Below are 23657 nucleotides of genomic sequence, written 5' to 3' on the forward strand. Positions count from 1 at the left end.
TCTACCCCTTGACCGCGCCGGACGTCAGCCCACGCAGGAAATACTTGCCAGCGAATATGTAGACCAGCAGTGTCGGCAACCCGGCGATCATCGCCGCCGCCATATCAACGTTGTATTCCTTGGCCCCGGTGCTGGTGTTGACCAGGTTGTTCAAGGCCACGGTGATCGGTTGCGCGTCGCCACTGGCGAAGACCACGCCAAACAGGAAGTCATTCCAGATCTGGGTGAACTGCCAGATCAGGCAGACCATCACGATCGGGATCGACATCGGCAGCAGGATCTTCCAGAAAATCGTGAAGAAGCCCGCGCCGTCCAGGCGTGCCGCCTTGACCAGGGCATCGGGAATGCTCACGTAGTAGTTACGGAAGAACAGCGTGGTGAACGCCAGCCCGTAGACGATGTGCACCAGCACCAGCCCGGTGGTGGTGTTGGCCAGGCCGAGCTTGCCGATGGTGAACGAGGCTGGCAGCAGCACGGTCTGGAACGGCAGGAAGCAGCCGAACAGCAGCAGGCCGAAGAACAGCTGCGAGCCACGGAAGCGCCACATCGACAGCACGTAGCCGTTCATCGCGCCAATAAAGGTCGAGATCAGTACCGCCGGCACGGTGATTTTCACCGAGTTCCAGAAGTACCCTCCTACGCTGTCCCAGGCCTTGAGCCAGCCGATGCCGTCGATCACTTGCGGCCAGCTCAGCAGGTTGCCGGTACGGATGTCTTCCGGCGACTTGAAGCTGGTCAACAACATCACCACCAACGGGATCAGGTACACCGCAGCGGCCAGCAGCAGGGTCGCGTAGATGGCGATCCGGCTGACGCTCAGGCGCGGGGTGGCAAGCGAGTTATTCATGGCGTTTGCCCCGCAGTTCGGAGTACAGGTACGGCACCAGGATCGCCAGGATCGCGCCGAGCATCATCATTGCGCTGGCGGAACCGATGCCCATCTGGCCACGGCTGAAAGTGAAGGAATACATGAACATCGCCGGCAGGTCGGAGGAGTACCCCGGGCCGCCCGCGGTCATGGCCGCGACCAGGTCGAAGCTCTTGATCGCGATGTGCGCGAGGATCATGAAGGCGCTGAAAAACACCGGGCGCAGGCTCGGCAGGACGATCTTCAGGTAGATGGTCGGCAGGCTTGCACCATCGACCTGAGCGGCGCGGATGATCGACTGGTCGACCCCGCGCAGACCGGCGAGGAACATCGCCATGACAAAACCCGAGGCTTGCCACACGGCGGCGATCACCAGGCAGTACACCACGCGATCCTGATCCACCAGCCAGTCCAGGCGAAAGCCTTCCCAGCCCCAGTCACGCAGCATCTTGTCCAGGCCCAGGCCCGGGTTTAGCAGCCACTTCCAGGCGGTACCGGTGACGATCATCGACAGCGCCATCGGGTACAGGTAGATGGTGCGGATGAAGCCTTCCTTGCGAATGCGCTGGTCCAGCAGCACCGCGAGGAACACCCCCAGCACCAGGCTGATGCCGATGAACAGGCCGCCGAACAGCGCGAGGTTCTTGCTCGCCACCCACCAGCGATCGTTGTCCAGCAGGCGGGTGTACTGCTGCAGGCCGACCCACTTGTAGCTCGGCATGAAGCTGGAATTGGTGAAGGACAGAACGAATGTCCAGATGATGTAACCGTAGAAGCCGACCAGAACGATCAGCATGCTGGGCGCCAAAACCAGTTTGGGCAGCCAGCGCTGCAGTGCATCGAACGGTGAGGCTTTGCTGAAAACCGCCACAGAGCTCATCGGGATTATCCAAGTGAAAGGAGTAAGAGTCGGAGTCGAGGAGAACCCTTGTGGGAGCGGGCTTGCCCGCGATAGCGATGCAACAGTCGACACTGCTGTTGAATGTCAGTCAGCTATCGCGGGCAAGCCCGCTCCCACAGGGTTACTCAGGGTCCAGGATTACTGCGCGGCTTTGACCGCCGAGGCCAACTGGGCGCTGGCCTTGGCCGGGTCGGCGTCCTTGTCGTTCATGAAGTTGGTGACGACGTCGAAGATCGCCCCCTGCACCGCCAGCGAAGTGGCCATGTTGTGGGCCATGCTCGGTTGCAGGCCACCGGACTTGTCGTCCGCCAGGAAGTCCTTGGCCGCGGCCTGGGCGCAGGAGTCGAAGCCCAGCGCGCTCATGTCGTTGAGCATGTCGGTGCGCACCGGGATCGAGCCCTTGTTGATGCTGAAGACCTTCTGGAAGTCCTTGCCCAGCGCGACTTTGGCCAGGTCCTGCTGCGCGGCGATGTCACCCTTGCGATCGGCTTTCAACTTGAACACCGCCAGGGAGTCGATGTTGTAGGTGAAGGCGTTTTCAGTGCCTGGGAACGGCACGCACTGGTAATCCTTGCCGGCGACTTTGTTCGCCGCGGTCCACTCGCTCTTGGCCCAGTCACCCATCATCTGCATGCCAGCCTTGCCGTTGATCACGTCGGCGGCAGCGATGTTCCAGTCACGGCCCGCACGGTTGGGGTCCATGTAGCCGATGAGTTTTTTCAGCACGGTGAAGGACTTGACCATCTCAGGGCCGGAGAGGGTTTTCTGGTCCAGGTCGACCAGGGCTTTCTTGTAGCCTTCAGCGCCCATGACCGAGAGCACCACGTCTTCGAACACGGTGCTGTCCTGCCAAGGCTGGCCGCCGTGGGCCAGGGCAATGAAGCCGGCCGCCTTGAGCTTGTCGGCAGCGACGTAGAATTCTTCGAGGGTGGTCGGGGCCTTGTCGATCCCGGCTTTCTTGAACACTTCTGGGTTGATCCACAGCCAGTTGACGCGGTGGATGTTCACCGGTACTGCGACGTAGTCACCTTCGTATTTGACGGTGTCAGAGACTTTTTTCGACAGCAGGCCGTCCCAGTTTTCCGCCTTGGCGACCTCGGTCAGCGCGTCGGTGCTGAGCAGGCCGGTGCTGCCCCACTCCTGGATATCCGGGCCCTTGATCTGGGCCACGCCCGGTGGGTTGCCGGCCACGGCGCGGCTCTTGAGTACGGTCATGGCCGTTGCGCCACCGCCGCCTGCCACCGCACCGTCCTTCCAGGTAAAGCCGTCTTTTTCAACCTGGGCCTTGAGTACGTCGACCGCTGCTTTTTCACCACCCGAGGTCCACCAGTGCACAACCTCCACGGAACCTTTGGGGTCGGCGGCCAGGGCGCTGAGGGGGAACATGGAGGCGAGGGAAATGACTGTGGCGAGGCGAGAAATCGCATTCATCTGAAGTACCTTTCTTGTTGTTATGCATGCAAGTCTGGTGCTTGCGCTGCAAACGAGTTTAAACAGGCTGGGATCCGCCGCAGGTAACGAAGCGACGGCGAAATGTCACCGCATGGTTACATAACCCGTGACCCAGAGCCCTGCGCCAACGCCGTAGCCATGCTCGGGGCCAACGGCAGCCGCGGAATCAGCACCGTCTGCCAGGCGTGATAGAGGTCCGGCTTACCACCCCAGATCTGCGCACTCGGGCGATTGTCGGCGTCCAGTTCGTGGTGCCAACTGCCATGGACGAGGTCGATCAGGTACTGCTCGCTGTACTCCCAAAGCCGCCGATACCAGGTTTCGTATTGGCCCTCGCCGGTGCGCTGGAGCAAGGCACTGGCCGCCGCGCTCGCTTCGCAGTGCACCCAATGCAAACGCTGACGCACCACTGGGCGACGGTCCCAGTCGAGGGTGTAGACCATGCCCGGCGCACCATCGACCTGCCAGGCGTGCTGGCAGTTGTTGGCGAACAGTTGCTGCGCATCGCGCAGCAGCCAGCCGGGGGTGAGCATGCCGGCCTGGACCCGCGCCGCCTCCAGGTGCAACAGCAGCCGCGCCCATTCAAACCCGTGGCCCGGGGTGGTGCCAAAGGGGCGGAAACCATCGGCCGGATTGGCCTGATTGTAGGCGTGCAGCGGCTGCCATTGACGGTCGAAATGCTCGACCACCAGGTACTGATTGGCGGCGCCGTGGCCGTGGATCAGTCGCTCGGCAATGCGCAAGGCGCGGCTCAGCCAGCGGCTGTCCTGGGTGACGTCGGCCAGGGCGAGAAAGGCCTCGGTGGCGTGCATGTTGCTGTTCGCGCCGCGATAGGCTTCCTCGACGCTCCAGTCGCGATTGAACGACTCGCGCATCGCGCCCTCCTCCTCGCACCAGAAATGCCGGTCGATGATCTCGATCGCATCGTCAAGCAACGCCTGGGCACCAGGGCGCCGAGCGACCCGCGCGGAACTCGCGGCCAATGCCACGAACGCATGCAGGTAAGCGGCTTTACCGGTATTGCCGTCGCGGTGCTCGGGCGAGGCGAACCAGCCGCCGTGTTCGGCGTCACGCAGCGGTCCACTGAGGGCCTGGATACCGTGATCCACCAGCTCGGCAAACCCTGGCAAGCCCTGGATATGGGCCAGGGCGAAGCTGTGGGTCATGCGCGCGGTGTTCATGGTTTCAGCTTGCGCGTCCGGCGGCAGGTGGCCGCGCTGGTCGAGATTGCCGAAACCTGTGGGCAGCCTGGAAGCCTTGGCGAACGCCAACAGGCGCAAGCCCTCGGCAGCCAGCCATTGTTGGTGGGCAGGTGAGTGCATGGTGGACCTTTTTTTGTTGTTATGACTGCCAGCAGTCTAAACAACAGGTCGTGACGGCCAGGTAACGAAGGCGCCGAGTTATGTCACCAGGCTGTGACATTGGCTTCGGGTGCCATCGCGGGCAAGCCCGCTTCCACAGGAAATCCACCATCCGTCCCTGTGGGAGCGGGCTTGCCCGCGATCAACTATTACGCGGTCCCTGATTAATCCACACTGCGCGGCAACTGCAGCGTCACCCGCAACCCACCCTCGCGCAAATTCTGCAAACTCACTTCGCCGCCATGGCTATGGGCGATGTTGCGCGCAATCCCCAACCCCAGGCCATACCCCTGCTGCTTCCCGGCCAGGCGAAAGTGTGGCTCGAACACTTGCTCCAGGCGCTGCTCCGGCACACCCGGGCCCTCGTCGTCGACATGCAGGATAAACGCGCTGTCATCGTCATCGATGTGCAGGTGGGCGGTCTGTCCGTACTTCAGCGCATTGTCGATCAGGTTGCCGATGCAGCGCTTGAGCGCCAGCGGTTTGCCCGGATACGCCGTGAGCGCCCGCCCCTGCTGGGTCACGCGGCCGTTGCCGTTGGGCGCCAGGTAAGGTTCGACCAGGCATTCGAGCACGTGATTGAGGTCCACCGGCTCGATGTTCTCGTGAATGTCGGTGTCCTTGACGCATTGCAGCGCGCCCTTGACCAGCAGCTCCAGCTCGTCCAGGTCGCGGCCGAACTTGGCCTGCAACTGCTCGTCGTCCAGCAGTTCGACCCGCAGCCGCAAGCGCGTGATCGGCGTACGCAGGTCATGGGAAATCGCGCTGAACAACTGGCTGCGCTCGGTCAGGTAGCGGCTGATGCGTTCGCGCATCGCATTGAATGCACGGCCCACTTCGACCACTTCGCTGCCGCCGCCCTCGGCCACCGGCAGCACGTCGGCGCCCAGGGACATGTCCCGCGCTGCCCGCGCCAGGCGCTTGAGCGGCCGGCTTTGCCAATGCACCAGCAGCCCGATGAACAGCAGCAGGAAGCCGCTGGTGAGCACGATGAACCACACCTGCTGCGACGGCAGGCCCTGTTCTTCAAGGCTGGTGTAGGGCTCGGGCAACAGGGAGGCGATGTACAGCCATTCGCCCTTGGCCAGTTTGATCTGGGTCACCAGCACCGGCGGGTTGACCGGCTCCAGCGTCAGCGCGTAGTGCGCCCAGGAGCGCGGCAATTCATCGAGCTTCAAGCCGCCATTGAAGATCCGCAGATCATCCGGGCTGACAAACTGCACGGAAATATCGGTGTCGGCCCCCAGCGACGTGCGCAGCACCTCGTCCACCGCGGCCAGCACCGCCTGCTTGCGCGGGGTGGCGGGCAGCAGTTGCATATCCAGGGGCTTGTCGTTGAGGGTGACCACAAATCGGGTGCCGCCCATGCTGCGCAATTGGTCCAGCACCAGCGGCCGATAGGCCACCGGCAACGAGCGGAAGTAACTGACGCTGGCGTTCATCGAATGAGCCAGGCTGCGGGCGGCGGTCACCAGCCCTTCGAGCTGGGTGGCGCGCAACTGCGAGACCCAGATCACGCTCGACAGGGCTTGGGCAAACAGTACCGCCAGCAACGTCAGCAACAGCATCCGCCCCAGCAGCGAGCGCGGTACCGGGACCTTGCGCAGCAGCCGGGCGAAAAACTCAGTGACCATTGCTGGCGACCACGCTGGCCGCCAGTTGATAACCGCTGCCGCGCACGGTACGGATCAGCCGTGGCGGCTTTTCGGTGTCGCGCAGGCGCTGGCGCAAGCGGCTGACCGCCATGTCGACAATCCGGTCCAGGGGCATCAGGTCGCGGCCCCGGGTGGCGTTGCCGATGGTGTCGCGGTCGAGGATGGCCTGGGGGTTATCGAGGAACAGTTTCAGCAAGGCAAAATCGGCGCCGGAGAGAATCACCTCCTCGCCGTCGGTGTGAAACAGCCGGTGGCTGACCATGTCCAGCCGCCACTCGTCGAAAGCCAGCACTTCGCCGCCCGAACGCTCCTGGCCGAACTGGGCCCGGCGCAGCAGGGCCTTGATCCGTGCCTGCAATTCACGGGGACTGAAGGGTTTGCCCAGGTAGTCGTCGGCGCCCAGTTCCAGGCCAATGACCCGGTCGGCCTCGTCGGAACTGGCGGTGAGCATGATGATCGGCACATGGGCCTGGCGTGGGTGCTGGCGCACCCAGCGACACAGGCTGAAGCCGTCTTCGTCGGGCAGCATCACGTCGAGGATCACCAGGTCGCAAGGCGCATCGTTCAGTGCCTGGCGAAACCCCGCGCCATCAGGCGTGGTACGCACCTGAAAGCCGGCACGACTGAGGTACGTGTCCAGCAACTCGCGTATTTCCTGATCGTCATCGACCAACAAAATCGACTTGTTGACTGAGCTCACGGGCGGCTTCCTTATTGTTATGAAGGGGGTGGATTATGCTTGCTCGAGCGCCACACCCGCGCCCACCAGGCCGGAATACGGGGCTGTCACCAGCCACACCGGTATGCCCTTGAAGTAATCGCTCATGCAGCCCTTGTCGGCAAAACAACGGGCGAAGCCACTTTCCAGGAAAAAATCGGCAAACCGCGGGATCACCCCACCGACAATGTAGACCCCGCCACGGGCACCGGTGGTCAACACGTTGTTGCCCGCCACCCGACCCAGCCAGCAGCTGAACTGCTCAAGTACTTCGCGGGCAATCGGGTCGCCGGCCAGGCCAGCGGCGGTGATGGCTTGCGGGGTGTCGAGTGTTGGCGCGTGCCCGTCCACCGCGCAGATCGCCCGGTACAGCCGTGGCAAACCACCGCCGCTGAGCACGCTTTCTGCGCTGACATGGCCAATTTCGTTATGCAGGTGCTGCCACAACTGGGTTTCCCGCACGCTGCTCAATGGCAGGTCGACATGCCCGCCCTCACCCGGCAGGGCCGCCCAACGCCCCTGCCCCTGATCGAGCAAGGTGCCGACACCCAGGCCCGTGCCCGGGCCGATTACCACCGCCGGGCGCAGCGGCTCGGGGGTGCCGGCGCAGACCAGGCGAAACTCCCCCGGCTGCAGGCGCGTCATGCCCAGGGCCATGGCCGAGAAATCATTCACCAGCAACAGTTGCTCCAGTTGCAAGGCCTGGCAGAACGCCTTGCGACTCAGGCGCCAGTGGTTGTTGGTGAAACGAAACTCATCGCCACTGACCGGGCCGGCCACCGACAGGCAGACCGCCCCGATCGCTCCGGGCGCCAGGCCCAGACCCTGGAGATAGGCACCAATGGCATCTTGCGGACAGGCAAAGTCGGCTGTCGCCAGCACCTGGACCGACTCCAGTTGCTGGTCTTTCCACAAGGCAAAACGTGCATTGGTACCGCCAATGTCACCGACCAGCGCTAGTTTCACTTAAGGGTCTCCAGGGCAGAGGTAAAGGCGCTGGCGCCCTGCTCTGCCGAGCTGAAGGCCATGCGCATGAAACCGAACAGTTCGCGCCCGCAACCAATGCCGTTATCCAGCAGGCCAGTGGCCGGGGTACGCGCGTCAAATTCAGCGGCGTCCACCAGCACTTGCAAAGTGCCTTTGACGCCATCGACGCGGATGATATCGCCCTCTTGCACGCGGGCCAAAGCGCCACCGACAAAAGCTTCAGGGCTGACGTGAATGGCCGCCGGGATTTTCCCCGACGCGCCGGACATCCGCCCGTCCGTGACCAGTGCCACTTTGAAGCCGCGATCCTGCAGCACGCCAAGGAACGGGGTCATCTTGTGCAGTTCCGGCATGCCATTGGAACGCGGGCCCTGGAAGCGCATCACGGCGACAAAATCCTTCTCCAACAGGCCAGCCTTGAACGCATCGGCCAGGTCCTGCTGATCCTGGAACACCATGGCCGGAGCCTCGACCACCTGATGTTCCGGGGCTACCGCCGAGACTTTCATCACACCGCGCCCCAGGTTGCCTTCCATCACCCGCAGGCCGCCTTCGGCCGAGAACGCCCGGGCCACCGGCCGCAGGATGTTTTCATCGAGGCTTTCGCTCGGGCCTTCGCGCCATACCAACTGACCGTCCTCGAGGAACGGCTCCTGGGTGTAGCGGCTCAGGCCGTGGCCGGCCACGGTGTTGACGTTTTCATGCAGCAGGCCGGCCGCCAGCAGCTCACGAATCAGGAACGACATGCCGCCAGCCGCCTGGAAGTGGTTGATGTCGGCCTTGCCGTTCGGGTAGACGTGGCTCAGGGTCGGCACCACCTCGGAGAGGTCGGCCATGTCCTGCCAGGTCAGTTGGATGCCCGCCGCCATGGCAATCGCCGGCATGTGCAGGGTGTGGTTGGTCGAGCCGCCGGTGGCGTGCAGGGCCACGATCGAGTTGACCAGCGAGCGTTCGTCGACGATTTCGCCGATCGGCATGAAGTTGCCGCTCTGCTTGGTCAGGCGGGTGATCTGGAACGCCGCCTCGCGGGTCAGGGCATCACGCAACGGGGTGTTCGGGTTGACGAACGAAGCACCCGGCAGGTGCAGGCCCATGACTTCCATCAGCAACTGGTTGGTGTTGGCAGTGCCGTAGAAGGTGCACGTGCCAGGGCTGTGGTAGGACTTCATTTCCGACTCCAGCAGCTCTTCGCGGCTGGCCTTGCCTTCGGCGTAACGCTGGCGAACGTCGGCTTTTTCCTTGTTGGAAATCCCCGAGACCATCGGGCCGCCCGGGACGAAGATGGTCGGCAGGTGACCAAAACGCAGCGAGCCCATCATCAGGCCCGGGACGATCTTGTCGCAGATGCCCAGCATCATCGCCGCGTCGAACATGTTGTGCGACAGCGCCACGGCGGTCGACAGGGCGATCACTTCACGGCTGGCAATCCCCAGCTCCATGCCCGGCTCGCCCTGGGTCACGCCGTCACACATTGCCGGGACACCACCGGCGAACTGGCCAACCGAGCCGATCTCGCGCAGCGCCTGCTTGATCTGTTCCGGGTAGGTCTCGTAGGGCTGGTGCGCCGAGAGCATGTCGTTATATGACGAAACAATTGCCACGTTGGCCGCGTTCATCATCCGCAGGCTTTGCTTGTCTTCGGTGCCACATCCGGCCACACCGTGGGCGAAGTTGGCACATTGCAGCTTGCCGCGCATCGGGCCATCACTGGCGGCGCCGCGAATCAATGCAAGGTAAGCCTCACGGGTAGCGCGGCTACGGGTGATAAGCCGTTCGGTGACCTCAAGTACGCGGGGATGCATGTGTAGAACTCCAGGCTAACGGATATGGCGACCTGTTCGTGTCTATGCTGATCAAGAGGCGTCCACGCGGGCAGCGTTTGACGGTTTTCTTGACCAATCGGACCAGTTGATTCAGGTCACTCGTTGTAGATAGAACAAAATATTGCCACTAAAAAGGCTTGTTTTCTATTTTTATGCGAATAATCTTGTAATTCCAACAACAAAACGACGGCGGCGCTGTTCAAATGACTCTTCGAATCGCAATCAATGGTTTTGGCCGTATCGGCCGCAACGTCCTGCGGGCACTGTATACCCAAGGCTACCGTCAGGATTTGCAGATCGTCGCCATCAACGATCTGGGCGACAGTTCGATGAACGCCCACCTGCTCAAGTACGACACCGTGCACGGCACGTTTGATGCCCAGGTGGAACACGACCAGGAGAGCCTGACGGTCAACGGCGACCGCATTGCGGTCAGCGCCATTCGCAACCCGGCCGAACTGCCATGGGCTGCAGAAAAGATCGACGTAGTGTTCGAATGCACCGGTCTGTTCACCGACCGGGCCAAAGCCGCCGCGCATATTAGCGCCGGCGCGCGCAAAGTGATCATTTCAGCACCGGCCAAGGGCGCCGATGCCACCGTGGTGTATGGGGTCAACCACGACATCCTGCGCCAGTCGCACCAGATCATCTCCAACGCCTCGTGCACCACCAACTGCCTGGCCCCGGTGGCCCAGGTGCTGCACCGCGAGCTGGGCATCGAGAGTGGCCTGATGACCACCATCCATGCCTACACCAACGACCAGAACCTGACGGACGTCTACCACAGCGACCCGTACCGCGCCCGCTCGGCCACCCAGAACATGATCCCGAGCAAGACCGGCGCCGCGGAAGCGGTGGGCCTGGTGTTGCCAGAGCTGGCCGGCAAGCTGACCGGCATGGCCGTGCGTGTGCCGGTGATCAACGTCTCCCTGGTGGACCTGACCGTGCAGCTCAAGCGCGACGCCACGGCCGATGAGGTCAACGCGCTGCTGCGCGAAGCCAGCCAGCACTCGAAAATCCTCGGCTACAACACCCTGCCCCTGGTTTCCAGCGACTTCAACCACAACCCGCTGTCGTCGATCTTCGACGCCAACCACACCAAAGTCAGCGGCAAGCTGCTCAAGGTGCTGGCCTGGTACGACAACGAATGGGGGTTCTCCAACCGCATGCTGGATAACTGCCTGGCGCTGTGCAACGCCGAATAAGCAATGCGGGAGCTGCCACCGGCAGCTCCCCTCTGGTTTTGTTGGAGCCCACCGATGATCGGCATCACCTTCACCGAAAAAACCATGGCGGCGCGCAAGCGTATCGCCCTGGTCGCCCATGACCACTGCAAGGTGTTCCTGCTCGACTGGGCCGAGCGCCAGAAGCACAAGCTCGCCCAACACCAACTGGTCGCCACCGGCACCACCGGCCTGTTGCTCAGCCAACACCTGGACCTGCCCGTGGAAAGCATGATCAGCGGCCCACTGGGTGGCGATCAGCAGCTCGGGGCGCAAATCGCCGAGCAACGCGTAGACCTGCTGGTGTTCTTCTGGGATCCCTTCGAACCACAACCCCACGACCCGGACATCAAGGCACTGCTGCGAGTAGCGGCCGTCTGGAACATTCCAGTGGCCTGCAACGAATGCAGCGCCGACTACCTGCTCAGCAGCCCGCTGCTGGATCAGCCACACGCCCACCGGATCCCTGATTACCCGGCCTACCTACAAGGTCGCCGATAATTCCTACAGAAAGAAGCGCTTGACCTTTGACATAGATGATAAGCATTATCATTCGCTTGAAATCGATCAGGTCCTACTGTGAGTCAAGCGCACTTCAACCACGTCTTCCTCGCTCAGCGCGTCTCGCTGCTGCGCACATTGGAGCGGATGGTCAATAACCACAGCACCGCCGAGGACCTGTTGCAGGAAACCTACCTGCGCGTGACCCGGGCGTTGAGTGAGCGGGCCATCGACCACCTGGAACCCTTCGTCTTTCAAACTGCCCGCAACCTGGCGCTGGACCACCTGCGCGCCCGCCGTATCCAGTCACGCACGATGCTCGAGGACGTACCGCTGGAGGTGGTGCAGAACGTTGCCGCGCCGCTGAGCAGTGCCGAGGACGCCGCCCATGCCGAACAGATGCTCGAACGCTTGAACATCAGCCTCAACCAACTGACTGCGCGCCAACAACAGATTTTCATCCTCAGCCGTCTGCATGGCCACAGCTACCTGGAGATCGCCGAGAAACTCAGCGTGTCCCTGAGCACCGTGCAAAAGGACCTGAAGCTGATCATGGCGATCTGTGTCGGTGTCGCCGATCGTCTCAACGGCCGATGAGTCGCTCGGTCCATTGTTTTGCACACCTGCGTCAGGGCGTCGGCTTTGTTACCCTTAGCCGAGGTTTGTAGCACTCTTATCCAAAACCAGCCGCGCGCAGACGTGGCCGAGGAACACCCGTGACGGACAGCCACCACTCCCACCCGCCAACCCCGGCGCGGGATTCAGCCAGCACCTCGGCGATGGATCAAGCCCTGGACTGGCTGATCGTGCTGGACAGTCCGAGCGAGGAGCAAAGCCGTGAATTTCACGCCTGGCTCGCCGCCGACCCACACAACGCCGAAGCCTTCGCCATGGCCCAGGCCGTCTGGGACGGCCCGCAAGTAGCACAGTGCGCGCAGACCCTGGACAGCGCCAAGCGCAAGGTCAGCGTGCTCGGGCGCTTGCGCCCACACTGGAAACCCCTGGCCAGCGCGGCAGTGCTGCTGCTCGGCCTGTTCAGTTTCAGCAACCTGCCCATGCGCCTGCAGGCCGATCACCTGACCGTGGTCGGCGAGCGCCAGCGCCTGCAACTGGAGGACGGCTCGAAAGTCCTGCTCAACACCAACTCGGCCTTCTCCAGCACCATCAATGATCAACAACGCGTGGCTCGCCTGTTCCAGGGCGAAGCCTATTTCGAGGTAGCCGCCAATCGTGGCCTGCCCCTGGAAATCGATGCCGGGCCGGTCACCGCCAGCGTGCGCGATACCTCCTTCGCCGTGCGTTACCTGGACGGCGTCGCCCAGGTGCGGGTGCAGCGCGGCGATGTCGACCTGCGCAGCGCCCACAGCGATGCACGGGTGCGCTTGAGCGCAGGCGAAAGTATCCGTATCGGGCCCAATGGTTTCGATCAACCGGCCCGCCTCGATCCGGCGACAGACCTGGCGTGGGTCCAGGGCCGCCTGGTGTTCGAAAACTGCCCGCTGAACCAGGTCCTGGCCGAGTTGCGCCGCTACTACCCGGGCTGGATCATCAACAACAACGAACAGTTGGCCAACGTTTCGGTCACCGGTAACTACCGCCTCGACCAGCCGCTGGACGTGGTCCGGTCGCTGGCTCACATCACCTCCGCCAAGCTCCAGGAGTTCCCGGCGCTGGTGATTTTGAACTGAATGAGAATTATTTTTACTCGATAGTCATTCGCCGTACGTCTCGTTATAGCCAATGCAATTGATTCGCATCCTTGATGCCAATCTGCACCTATAAGATTCGTGCGACACGGAGCGCTATCGATGTCCTCTCGCCTTACCCGCCAGTCCTCTTCACCATCCGCCCGCGTGCACAACTGCACGCTGTCCTTGCTGACCGCCGCCATGCTGCTGGCCGGCACCCAGGCTGCGCCTGTGATGGCCGCCACCCCGGCCCAACAGCCAAGCCGCCAGATGGGCGACTACAGCTTCGCCATTGTCCAGCAGCCACTGGTCTCGGCGCTCAACGAGTTCACCGCCGTCACCGGATGGCAGGTCGGCTTGCCGGCAGAACTGGCAGAAGGCGTGGCCTCGCCAGGCGTGCACGGCGCACTGAGCCCGGAAAAAGCCCTGGATCGCCTGTTGGTGGGGACCAACCTGAGCTATCGCAAGCTGGGCAGCAACAACATTGCGCTGGAAAAACGCACCGCCGGCGGCACCCTCGCACTGCAGCAGATGACCATCAGCGCCACGCGCCAGGAGCAGAGCGTCGACAGCGTGCCCAGCACCGTGACCGTGCACACCCGCGAAGAGCTGGATCGCAACAACGTCAACACCATCAAGGACCTGGTGCGCTATGAGCCAGGCGTATCGGTCGGCGGTACCGGCACCCGGGGCGGCATCAGCGGCTACAACATTCGCGGCATCGACGGCGACCGGATCCTGACCCAGGTCGATGGCGTCGAGATTCCCAACGGCTTCTTCAACGGCCCGTATGCCAAGACCCAACGCAACTACGTTGACCCGGAAATCGTCAAGCGCGTGGAAATCCTCCGCGGCCCGGCCTCGGTGCTGTACGGCAGCAACGCTATCGGCGGCGCGGTGAGCTACTTCACCCTTGACCCGGAAGACATCATCAAGCCCGGCCAGGATGTCGGCGCCCGCCTGAAAACCGGTTACAGCTCCGCCGATGACAGCTGGCTGAAATCCGCCACCGTCGCCGGACGCGCCGATCAGTTCGATGGCTTGCTGCACTTCAGCCAGCGCGACGGTCACGAAACCGAATCCTACGGCCAAAACAACGGCACCGGCCTGGATCGCACCGCGGCCAACCCGGAAGACGTGCGCACCACTAACGTGCTGGCCAAGGCTGGCTGGAACTACGCCGAAGACGCCCGCCTGGGCCTGACCTACGAGAAGTACAAGGACCACCGCGACGCCGACCTGCAAAGCGCCGTCGGCGGCCCGTTCAACAATGGCCAGCCCCTGGGCATGTACCGCTCGCGCACCGGTGAAGAGACCGTCAGCCGCGAACGTTTTGGCCTGGAAAACAGCTTCGCCGTCGATGCCCTGCTGGTGGACAACCTGAAGTGGAGCCTGAACTACCAGATCGCCAAGACTGGCCAATCCACCCTGGAAAACTACTTCCCGTTCAGCCGCAACGTGATGCGCTCGCGCGAAACCCTCTACGAGGAAAAGCAGTGGGTGTTCGACGCACAACTGGACAAGGCATTCGCCATCGGCGAGACCGGCCATGTGCTGACCTACGGCACCACCCTCAAACACCAGAAAGTCACCGGCTCGCGCACCGGCAGCGGCACCTGCCTGGCGGTAGGTCGTGGTTGCAGCGCCGTGGGTGCCATCAGCCCCAGCGATGTGCTGAAAAAATCCAGCGACTTCCCGGACCCGACCATCGACACCTACAGCCTGTTCGCCCAGGACCAGATCACCTGGAACGACTGGACCTTCATCCCGGGCCTGCGCTACGACTACACCAAGCTCAAGCCCCATGTCACCCAGGAGTTCCTCAACACCGTAGCGCCTGATGGCCTGGGTACGGTCAGCGACGAGAACAAGACCTGGCATCGGCTCTCGCCCAAGTTCGGCCTGACCTACGCCCTGGACGACAACTACACCTGGTTCGGCCAGTACGGCGAAGGTTTCCGGACGCCGACCGCCAAGGCCTTGTACGGTCGTTTCGAAAACGTCAACCCGGGCTACAGCGTGGCGCCGAACCCGGACCTGGAACCGGAAAAAAGCAAAACCTACGAGACTGGCCTGCGCGGCAACTTCGAGGCGGGCAACTTCGACATGGTGGTGTTCTATAACAAGTACCGCGACTTCATCAACGAAGACGCCGTGACCCCCGGCTACAACGAGCTGACGTTCCAGAGCAACAACATCAAGCACGCCACCATCAAAGGCGTGGAGCTCAAGGGTCGCCTGAACCTCGATACCTTCGGCGCACCACAGGGCCTCTACACCAAGGGTTCGATCGCCTACGCCCACGGTCGCAACAATGACACTGGCGAGCCACTCAACTCGATCAACCCGCTGACCGGCGTGTTCGGCCTGGGCTATGACCAGGACAGCTACGGCGCCTTGCTCAGCTGGACCCTGGTGCAGAAGAAAAACCTGGTGGACGACAGCAGCTTCAAGTCGCCGGACGGCGTCAGCAGCCAGTTCAAGACCCCAGGCTATGGCGTGCTCGACCTGGCCGGTTTCTACAAGGTCAGCGACGACGTGACCCTCAGCGCCGGCGTGTACAACCTGGCGGACAAGAAATACTGGCAGTGGGACAACGTGCGCGGTTACGACAGCGTCGGCGAGGCCGCCGTGCTCAGCCCGGCCAACCTCGATCGCCTGACCGAGCCAGGCCGCAACTTCGCGATCAACCTGATCTGGGATATCTGATCGTTACCCGCTAATGGAAATCTCGTTGCGCCTTTTTCCCAGGCGCAGCGAGGATTTTTTACTGTGCTGCGCCTGCTGGTTCGTCTAGTTACCAAGCGCATCTCATTCTCAAGGACTTCTTCATGACCGCTGCCGATCCTACTCAACGCCCGAGCCTGCGTTCCCAACGCCTGAACCAGATCACCCACGAGCCCCATGCCAAGCTCGACGCCCTGGTCAAGGCCCATGCGCCGTTTGAAACCCAGGCCAACTTCGCCCGTTTTGTGGTGGCCCAGTACCTGTTCCAGTCGGAACTGGTGTCGCTGTACAACGATCCCAAGCTGATCGCCATCGTCCCCGACCTGGCAGAGCGCTGCCGCGCCGAAGCCGCCAAGGCCGACCTGGCCGACCTCGACACCCAGGTCCCGGCCCCGGTGGCAGGCGCCGTGCAACAGCCGAGCAAGGCTGAAGCCCTGGGCTGGCTGTTCGTTTCCGAAGGCTCGAAACTCGGTGCCGCGTTCTTGATCAAGCGTGCCGTAGGCCTGGGCCTGAGCGAAACCTTCGGTGCCCGCCACCTGGGCGAGCCGGCCGGTGGTCGCGCCGAAGGCTGGAAAAACTTCGTCAGGACCCTCGACGGCCTGGCATTCAGCGCCGAAGAAGAAGCCGCGGTCGATAAAGGTGCCATCGACGCCTTCAACCGCTTCACCGTATTGCTGGAACAGGCTTACGCCACCGAGCCTGAACTGGCCTGACCGACCCCCTGCCCAACCTGGTTGGGCAGGGCAAACCTGTAGCCTTGCGATCCAACCTCGCGGTCAACCTCTGAATAACCCATGTCTCGCCTCGCCTCCTCCAAACTCGCGCGCATCCTCTTCGGCCTGCTGGCCTACGTCAGCCTGGGCATTGGCCTGATCGCCATTGTCGTGCCGGGGTTGCCGACCACCGAATTCATCCTGTTGGCCGCCTGGGCGGCGACCAAGAGTTCGCCGCGCCTGAGTGCCTGGCTGGAAAACCATCGGCTGTTCGGGCCGATCCTGAAAAACTGGCGCAACGGCAAGATTGTCGCGCGAAGAGCCAAGATCAGCGCCACCGCGAGCATGCTGCTGTGTGCCGGCCTGATGCTGGTGATGCTCGACCACGGCTGGCCGATCTACCTCGCCATCGCCGGCATGAGCCTGGGCAACCTGTGGATCTGGTCGCGCCCGGAGTCCCTGCCTCAAGCCTCCTGATATCTCCAGTCCCTGCCGCGCCAGCGACCGTTCGTCGGCTGTCGCTCATGCCCAGCTCTTGTAAGCCGATGTGTCACACATGGCGCTGAATGGATTTGGCGAGCGGGTCGCTCATGACCCTCAGCCCACCAGTCATCCCTTCGCGAGATCGCCCCATGTTCGACTCTCTTTCCATCCGCCTGAAAATCGTGCTGTTGTCCGGACTGTGCCTGTTGGGCGTGGTGGGCCTGATCGTCGGCATGAACATCTACCAGACCAATCAGAACGATCAACTGGTCAGCGCCTCCAGCACCCGGATGCTCACGGCCAGCGTCGAGAACCTGCTGCAGGCCAAGGCTGCCGAGCAGGCGGTGCGGGTGCAGAAAACCTTCGGCGAAAGCCTGCTGGTAGTGACCGCCCTGGCCGACCAGATCGCTGATCTGCGTCGTCTGGCCGGCAAGCGCGCCCTGGATCCCGGCGCGCTGCGCGAGGAGTTGAACCAGAGCCTGAAGAGCGCTTTCGAGCGCAACACCGGGGTCCTGGGAATCTGGCTGGCATTCGAACCCAATGGCCTGGACGGCCAGGACCAGGGCTTCGTCGACGACGCCGCTCGCCTGTCCAACGAAGCCGGGCGATTCGCCAGTTACTGGAGCCGTGCCGCAGGGACCGGGGAAAACACCATCATGACCGAAGAGGACATGACCAAGACCACCCTCAATCTCAGTGGCACCCCGTACAACAGCTGGTACACCTGCCCCCGCGACAGCAAGCGTACCTGCCTGCTCGACCCCTATGCCGACACCGTCGCCGGCAAGGAAATGCTGATGACCAGTATTTCCGTGCCGTTGCTGGTCAATGGCAAGGCCATCGGCGTGGTCGGTATCGACATCTCCCTCGACGCCCTGCAAGCCGCCGCCCTCAGCTCCCAGCGGGACTTGTTCAACGGTGCCGGGCACATGCTGATCGTGTCTGGCAGCGGTGCGCTGGCCGGCTACAGCGTCGACGCCAGCAAACTGGGGAAAAACCTGGTCGAGGCCCTGGGCAACGATGGCAAGGAAGTGCTGCAACTGATCAACGCCAACACCGCGAAGATTCTCCAGCACGGCGACCTGATCCGCGCGGTGTTGCCGGTCAGCCCGATTGCCGACACCAAGCCTTGGGGGGTAGTGATCGACCTGCCCCGGCAAGTGCTGCTGGCCGACTCGCTGAAACTGCAAACGGTGCTCGATGAGGCGCAGGACCTTGGCACCTACAAGACCCTGGCCGTGGCCATCGGCGCCGGCCTGCTGGGCCTGCTGCTGATGTGGTTGACTGCCTCCGGCGTGACCCGGCCAATCAACAGCGTGGCGACCATGCTCAAGGCGATTGCCAGCGGCGACGGCGACCTCACCCAACGCCTGAACTACAGCAAGCAAGACGAGTTGGGCGAGCTGGTGAGCTGGTTCAACCGCTTCCTCGACAAACTGCAGCCGACCATCGCACAGATCAAGCAAAGCATCACCGACGCCCGTGGCACCGCCGACCAGTCCTCGGCAATCGCCCGCCAGACCAGCGAAGGCATGCAGGTGCAGTTCCGCGAAATCGACCAGGTCGCCACCGCCTCCAACGAAATGAGCGCCACCGCCCATGACGTCGCCAACAGCGCCTCGAATGCCGCCAGCGCCGCCAGGGGCGCGGACCAGTCGGCGCGGGACGGGATGTCGATCATCGAACGCAGCACCCGCGACATCAATCAACTGGCCGAAGAAGTCAGCAAGGCAGTGACCGAAGTCGAAGCGCTGGCCGTCAACAGCGAGCAGATCGGCTCGGTGCTGGAAGTGATCCGTAGCATCGCCGAACAGACCAACCTGCTGGCCCTCAACGCCGCGATCGAGGCGGCTCGCGCCGGCGAAAGCGGACGCGGCTTTGCGGTGGTCGCCGATGAAGTGCGCAACCTGGCCAAACGTACCCAGGATTCGGTCGAGGAGATCCGCCTGGTGATCGAGCGGATCCAGACCGGCACCCGCGGCGTGGTCGCCACCATGCATTCGAGCCAGACCCAGGCGCACAACAACGCCGGGCAGATCCAGCAAGCGGTACAGGCCCTGGGCAAGATCAGCGAGGCAGTCACGGTGATCAGCGACATGAACCTGCAGATCGCCAGTGCCGCCGAGCAGCAGAGCGCCGTGGCCGAAGAGGTCAACCGCAACGTTTCGGCGATCCGCACGGTCACCGAGACCCTGACCGAGCAAGCCACCGAGTCGGCGCAGATCAGTAGCCAGCTCAACTCCCTGGCCACCCACCAGATGAAACTGATGGACCAGTTCCGGGTTTAGGCCCTCCACCACAGCGCTTTTGTTCTATGCTCGAGCCCTCTTTCGGAGGGCTCTCGATGACTACTTTGCTGACTGCCCTGCAAGCCGCATTGGGCTTGCAGAAAACTGCCATCCGGTTCACCGCCGAGGGCGCCCTGCCCTCGGCGTTTGCCGTCACCGAGCTGGCCAGCGCCAGTATTGCGGTGGCCGGCCAGGCCCTCAGCGAACTGCTGCAGCAACAGACCGGCCGTTTACCGACCCTCGAAGTTGATCGCCGACTTGCCTCCTTCTGGTTCGCCACCTCCTTGCGCCCGCTGGGCTGGAAGGTGCCGCCGATGTGGGATCCGCTCGCCGGTGACTATGCCACGGGCGATGGCTGGATCCGCTTGCACACCAATGCTGCCCATCATCGACGCGCCGCCGAAAAAGTACTGGGTGCCTGCCGCGACCGCAGCGCGATGGCCGCCAAGGTTGCGTCGTGGGCCAAGGAGGATCTGGAACAGGCGGTGGTCGACGCCGGGGGCTGCGCGGCGGTCATGCGCTCCTGGCAGCAATGGCAGGTCCATCCCCAGGGGCTGGCGGTCAATGCCGAGCCGCTGGTGCACTTGGCGCCCCTTGAGGATCAACGCCGGCAGGCCTGGTCGGGATCAGTCGCGAGGCCGCTGGCGGGGCTCAGGGTGCTGGACCTGACCCGGGTCCTTGCCGGCCCCGCAGCCAGTCGTTTTCTCGCCGGCCTGGGCGCCGATGTGCTGCGCATCGACCCACCCCACTGGCACGAGCCGGGCGTGGTCGCGGAAATGACCCTGGGCAAACGCTGCGCCCACCTTGACCTGCACCAACGCAGCGACCGCCAGGTGTTTGAAGCCCTGCTCAAGGACGCCGACATCCTGCTCCATGGCTACCGCGCCGACGCCCTGGAAAACCTCGGCTACGGCACCCGGGCACGCCAGGCGCTGGCGCCGGGGCTGATCGACGTCAGCCTCAATGCCTATGGCTGGAGCGGTCCCTGGCAGAATCGCCGGGGCTTCGACAGCCTGGTGCAGATGAGCACCGGCATCGCCGAAGCCGGCATGGCCTGGCAGCACAGCGACCAACCGACGCCCCTGCCGGTGCAGGCCCTGGACCACGCCACCGGGTACCTGATGGCGGCCAGCTGTCTCAAGCTGTTGACCGAGCGCCTGGCCAGCGGCTGCGGCGGCTCCGCCCGCCTGTCATTGGCGCGCACGGCGAAGCTGCTGCTGCAACAGCCCGCCACACCACAACCGGCGCTGCGTGCCGAAGAGGCCAGCGATCAGGGACTCGTGCTGGAACAAACAACCTGGGGACCGGCCAATCGGCTGCAGGTACCACTAACCATCAGCGGCACGCCCCTGCAGTGGTCACTGCCGGCCGGGGAACTGGGCGCCCATCGGGCACGGTGGTGAACAGGCAGCGATGGTGCCCGCAAAATCTGCTGGCAGCCAAAAATCCTGTGGGAGCGGGCTTGCCCGCGATGGTCTCAAGAGCGCTGCGTTGATCCTGAATCTGCGCGTTATCGTTGACGTCCATCGCGGGCAAGCCCGCTCCCACACAATCCGGCGAAGCCGGTCTTTGCTACACCTCAATCCCCCCGACTCAAGGACGTCCACAACACTTGCGCCGCATAACCCCGGTATGGTCGCCAGCTTTCTGCCCGGGCCAACAGGTGCTGGGCGCTGACTGGCTGGCCTTCGAGGGCGGCCAGCGCCTTGAGCAGCCCCACATCCCCCGGCGGAAAGGCATCCGCCTCGCGCATCTGGCGCAAGGCGATGTACTGGGCCGTCCAGTCACCCACGCCCCATAACGCCAGCAACGGCGCCACAGACGCCGGTAAGTTCGCGCGCGTGTCGAACAGCCCAGGGTTCTCCAGCAACGCCTGGGCCACACCCGACAAAGTGCGCCCACGGCTGCGGGGCATGCCCAGCGTGGCCAGATCCGCCGAAGCCAACACCTGTGCCTCGGGAAACACCTGCCTCAGGCCCGGCAACCACGGCTCGGGCCCCACCAGCGGCGCGCCGTATTGCGCCACCAGCTTGCCCGCTAGCCTGATCGCCGCTGCCACACTGATCTGCTGCCCCAGCACCGCCCGCATCGCCAACTCCAGGCCGTCCCAGGTGCCCGGCACACGCAAGCCCGGGCGCCGGGCAATCAACGGCGCCAGCAGCGGGTCTGTGGCCAGGTGCCGGTGGATGGCCGGCAAGTCCGCATCGAGGTCGAACATCCGCCGCAAGCGCGCCACAATCTGCGGCAACGCCGCCGAATCGGCATAGGTCAGCTCTACCGCCAGGCCGTGACCCGGCGCCTGGCTGATGACAAACGTGCCCTGCAAACCGTGCAGGCAGAAGCTGCGGGCGTACGACCCGGAGCGAACCACCTCGAGCCCATCGATGGCCCGCGCCGCCAGGAAGTCGAGCATCGCCGGCCAATCGTAGGCCCCCTGATAGTCGAGCGTCAGCCTCACAAACTCAGCACGCCGCTGTACAAGCCATAGGCCGCCACCAACGCACCGACAACCACGCAGGCGAAAATGCCTTTTTCGATATGGGTGAACAACGGCTGGCCCTGCTCATGCTTGGCCTTGGCGAACAGAATCACCCCCGGTGCATACAGCAGCGCCGACAGCAGCAGGTACTTGACCCCACCGGCATACAGCAGCCAGACCGCATAAACCAGGGCGATCGCGCCAATCAGCAAATCCTTGGTGCGCTCGCCCGAGGCGTTTTCATAGGTTTCACCGCGCCCGCTCAACAGCACCGCGTAAGCCGCCGACCACAAGTAAGGCACCAGGATCATCGACGAGGCGAGGTAGATCAGGCTGGTGTAGGTACCAGCAGAAAACAGGGTGATCAGCAGAAACAGCTGGATCATCACGTTGGTCAGCCACAGCGCGTTGACCGGTACATGGTTGGCGTTTTCCTTTTTCAGGAACGCCGGCATGGTCTTGTCCCGGGCCGTGGCAAACAGGATTTCGGCACACAGCAGCGCCCAGGATAGCAATGCCCCAAGCAACGAAATGGCCAGGCCGACGCTGATCAGCAAAGCGCCCCACGGCCCGACAATGTGCTCCAGCACCGCCGCCAGCGAAGGGTTCTGCAGGTTGGCCAGCTCCGGCTGACTCATGATCCCCAGTGACAGCACGTTCACCAGCACCAACAGCGCCAGCACCCCGATAAAGCCAATGACGGTGGCCCGGCCCACGTCGGAGCGTTTTTCCGCGCGGGCCGAATACACGCTCGCGCCTTCGATGCCGATAAACACGAATACCGTGACCAGCATCATGTTGCGCACCTGGTCCATCACGCTGCCGAAGTTCGGGTTGCTGCGACCCCAGATATCCCGGGTAAAGATGTCAGCCTTGAACGCAACGGCGGCAATCACGATGAACATCACCAGCGGCACGATCTTGGCCACCGTGGTCACCTGGTTGATGAACGCCGCCTCCTTGATCCCGCGCATCACCAGGAAATGCACCGCCCACAGCAGCACCGAGGCGCAGCCGATGGCAATCGGCGTATTGCCCTGGCCAAACACCGGAAAGAAGTAACCCAGGGTGCTGAACAGCAGCACGAAATAGCCAACGTTGCCCAGCCAGGCACTGATCCAGTAGCCCCAGGCCGAGGAGAACCCCATGTAGTCGCCAAACCCGGCCTTGGCGTAGGCGTACACCCCCGAGTCCAGTTCAGGCTTGCGGTTGGCCAGGGTCTGGAACACAAAGGCCAGGGTCAGCATGCCCACCGCGGTGATGGCCCAGCCGATCAATACGGCCCCGGCATCGGCGCGGGCGGCCATGTTCTGCGGCAAGGAAAAGATCCCGCCGCCAATCATCGAGCCGACCACCAAGGCGATCAAGGCACTGAGTCGGAGCTTTTGCGCCGGTTGCGACATCGTTACCTCTCAAATCGACGTTTTGTCATGTTTGCGAACCATAACAAGTGTTCACTCAATTAAATATCCAGCGCAGCCACACGTTTATCAGTAAAGGATAAAAATCAGACTTCGCTTAGAACTGTCTCATCTATGCCGCCGGGAGATTTTGCCAGTTTTGTGAAGCATTTCCGATAAATCCATTCTGTACTGAGAACCGCCGGTAAAAATTTGCACATTCTGAAAAACCAACTAGCTTCATACCTTGCTGCAATACGATGCATTATCTTTAATTCCACCTGGAAGCCTCTAGGAGAGGCCTCTCAGCGCGTTAACAAACCGGCGAAAGTCATTCATCAACAATGGAATGTGGCAATGAACTGATCTAAGTCAGCTGTTTGAAACGTC

18 protein-coding genes and 2 pseudogenes are annotated in these 23657 nt (G+C 63.0%); 10 read left to right on the plus strand and 10 right to left on the minus strand.

The genetic code is table 11. The features are described 5' to 3' along the window. Position 1: 1 nt before the first annotated feature. The 8 genes from ACIOVD_RS18645 to edd all read right to left on the minus strand — a co-directional run bounded on the left by ACIOVD_RS18645 (position 2) and on the right by edd (position 9744). Positions 2-847 carry a carbohydrate ABC transporter permease gene (locus ACIOVD_RS18645; RefSeq protein WP_095169821.1) on the minus strand — a complete coding sequence of 282 codons (846 nt, stop codon included), beginning with the start codon at positions 845-847 and terminating at the stop codon, positions 2-4. Beyond that, positions 840-1748, minus strand: a complete 909-nt coding sequence (locus tag ACIOVD_RS18650) for a carbohydrate ABC transporter permease (protein WP_095169822.1) — start codon at positions 1746-1748, stop codon at positions 840-842. Before ACIOVD_RS18650 ends, ACIOVD_RS18645 begins: the two co-directional genes overlap by 8 nt. Before the next feature lie 159 nt (positions 1749-1907). Further along, the gene (locus ACIOVD_RS18655) at positions 1908-3200 is read right to left on the minus strand and encodes an ABC transporter substrate-binding protein (RefSeq protein WP_401129545.1); all 1293 of its coding nucleotides are present in this window, start codon (positions 3198-3200) and stop codon (positions 1908-1910) included. A 116-nt stretch (positions 3201-3316) separates the two neighbouring features. Then, positions 3317-4543 carry an AGE family epimerase/isomerase gene (locus ACIOVD_RS18660; protein WP_401129547.1) on the minus strand — a complete coding sequence of 409 codons (1227 nt, stop codon included), beginning with the start codon at positions 4541-4543 and terminating at the stop codon, positions 3317-3319. Positions 4544-4746: 203 nt separating this feature from the next. Beyond that, a complete protein-coding gene (locus ACIOVD_RS18665; RefSeq protein WP_095169825.1) occupies positions 4747-6216 on the minus strand; it encodes an ATP-binding protein in 1470 nt (489 codons plus the stop codon). Then, on the minus strand, positions 6206-6937 hold the full coding sequence (locus tag ACIOVD_RS18670) for a response regulator (protein ID WP_095169826.1): 732 nt from the start codon (positions 6935-6937) through the stop codon (positions 6206-6208). The genes ACIOVD_RS18665 and ACIOVD_RS18670 overlap by 11 nt, the downstream gene beginning before the upstream one ends. 33 nt (positions 6938-6970) lie before the next feature. After that, the gene (locus tag ACIOVD_RS18675; protein ID WP_095169827.1) at positions 6971-7921 is read right to left on the minus strand and encodes a glucokinase; all 951 of its coding nucleotides are present in this window, start codon (positions 7919-7921) and stop codon (positions 6971-6973) included. Continuing rightward, positions 7918-9744, minus strand: a complete 1827-nt coding sequence (edd, locus tag ACIOVD_RS18680) for a phosphogluconate dehydratase (RefSeq protein WP_095169828.1) — start codon at positions 9742-9744, stop codon at positions 7918-7920. Before edd ends, ACIOVD_RS18675 begins: the two co-directional genes overlap by 4 nt. 224 nt (positions 9745-9968) lie before the next feature. On the opposite strand from edd, the gene gap reads away from it, so the two are divergent. The 10 genes and pseudogenes from gap to ACIOVD_RS18730 all read left to right on the plus strand — a co-directional run bounded on the left by gap (position 9969) and on the right by ACIOVD_RS18730 (position 20791). Then, positions 9969-10970: a type I glyceraldehyde-3-phosphate dehydrogenase gene (gene gap / locus ACIOVD_RS18685; RefSeq protein ID WP_159997601.1), complete on the plus strand. Its 1002-nt coding sequence runs from the start codon at positions 9969-9971 to the stop codon at positions 10968-10970. Between the two features lie 54 nt (positions 10971-11024). Then, positions 11025-11489: a methylglyoxal synthase gene (locus ACIOVD_RS18690; protein ID WP_401129551.1), complete on the plus strand. Its 465-nt coding sequence runs from the start codon at positions 11025-11027 to the stop codon at positions 11487-11489. A gap of 78 nt (positions 11490-11567) precedes the next feature. After that, a complete protein-coding gene (locus tag ACIOVD_RS18695) occupies positions 11568-12086 on the plus strand; it encodes an RNA polymerase sigma factor (RefSeq protein ID WP_095169831.1) in 519 nt (172 codons plus the stop codon). A gap of 119 nt (positions 12087-12205) precedes the next feature. Next, positions 12206-13177 (plus strand): FecR family protein, encoded by a 972-nt coding sequence (locus tag ACIOVD_RS18700; protein WP_401129553.1) that lies wholly within the window; start codon positions 12206-12208, stop codon positions 13175-13177. 120 nt (positions 13178-13297) lie between these two features. Next, a complete protein-coding gene (locus tag ACIOVD_RS18705) occupies positions 13298-15886 on the plus strand; it encodes a TonB-dependent receptor (RefSeq protein ID WP_401129555.1) in 2589 nt (862 codons plus the stop codon). Positions 15887-16008: 122 nt separating this feature from the next. Beyond that, a complete protein-coding gene (locus ACIOVD_RS18710) occupies positions 16009-16617 on the plus strand; it encodes a biliverdin-producing heme oxygenase (protein WP_159997611.1) in 609 nt (202 codons plus the stop codon). An 81-nt stretch (positions 16618-16698) separates the two neighbouring features. Beyond that, the gene (locus ACIOVD_RS18715; RefSeq protein ID WP_095169835.1) at positions 16699-17094 is read left to right on the plus strand and encodes a YbaN family protein; all 396 of its coding nucleotides are present in this window, start codon (positions 16699-16701) and stop codon (positions 17092-17094) included. A 296-nt stretch (positions 17095-17390) separates the two neighbouring features. Next, positions 17391-18482 (plus strand): annotated as a pseudogene (locus ACIOVD_RS18720) (chemotaxis protein); the annotation flags it as partial. Positions 18483-18857: 375 nt separating this feature from the next. Further along, positions 18858-19388: pseudogene (locus ACIOVD_RS18725) on the plus strand (methyl-accepting chemotaxis protein); the annotation flags it as partial. Between the two features lie 56 nt (positions 19389-19444). Beyond that, a complete protein-coding gene (locus ACIOVD_RS18730) occupies positions 19445-20791 on the plus strand; it encodes a CoA transferase (protein ID WP_401129558.1) in 1347 nt (448 codons plus the stop codon). Positions 20792-20967: 176 nt separating this feature from the next. On the opposite strand, the gene ACIOVD_RS18735 is transcribed toward ACIOVD_RS18730, so the two are convergent. Then, positions 20968-21846 carry a DNA-3-methyladenine glycosylase family protein gene (locus ACIOVD_RS18735; RefSeq protein WP_401129560.1) on the minus strand — a complete coding sequence of 293 codons (879 nt, stop codon included), beginning with the start codon at positions 21844-21846 and terminating at the stop codon, positions 20968-20970. Beyond that, on the minus strand, positions 21843-23270 hold the full coding sequence (arcD, locus tag ACIOVD_RS18740; protein ID WP_401129562.1) for an arginine-ornithine antiporter: 1428 nt from the start codon (positions 23268-23270) through the stop codon (positions 21843-21845). The genes ACIOVD_RS18735 and arcD overlap by 4 nt, the downstream gene beginning before the upstream one ends. Positions 23271-23657 lie beyond the last annotated feature (387 nt).

Source organism: Pseudomonas sp. NPDC087626, assembly GCF_044743405.1.
Lineage (GTDB): Bacteria > Pseudomonadota > Gammaproteobacteria > Pseudomonadales > Pseudomonadaceae > Aquipseudomonas.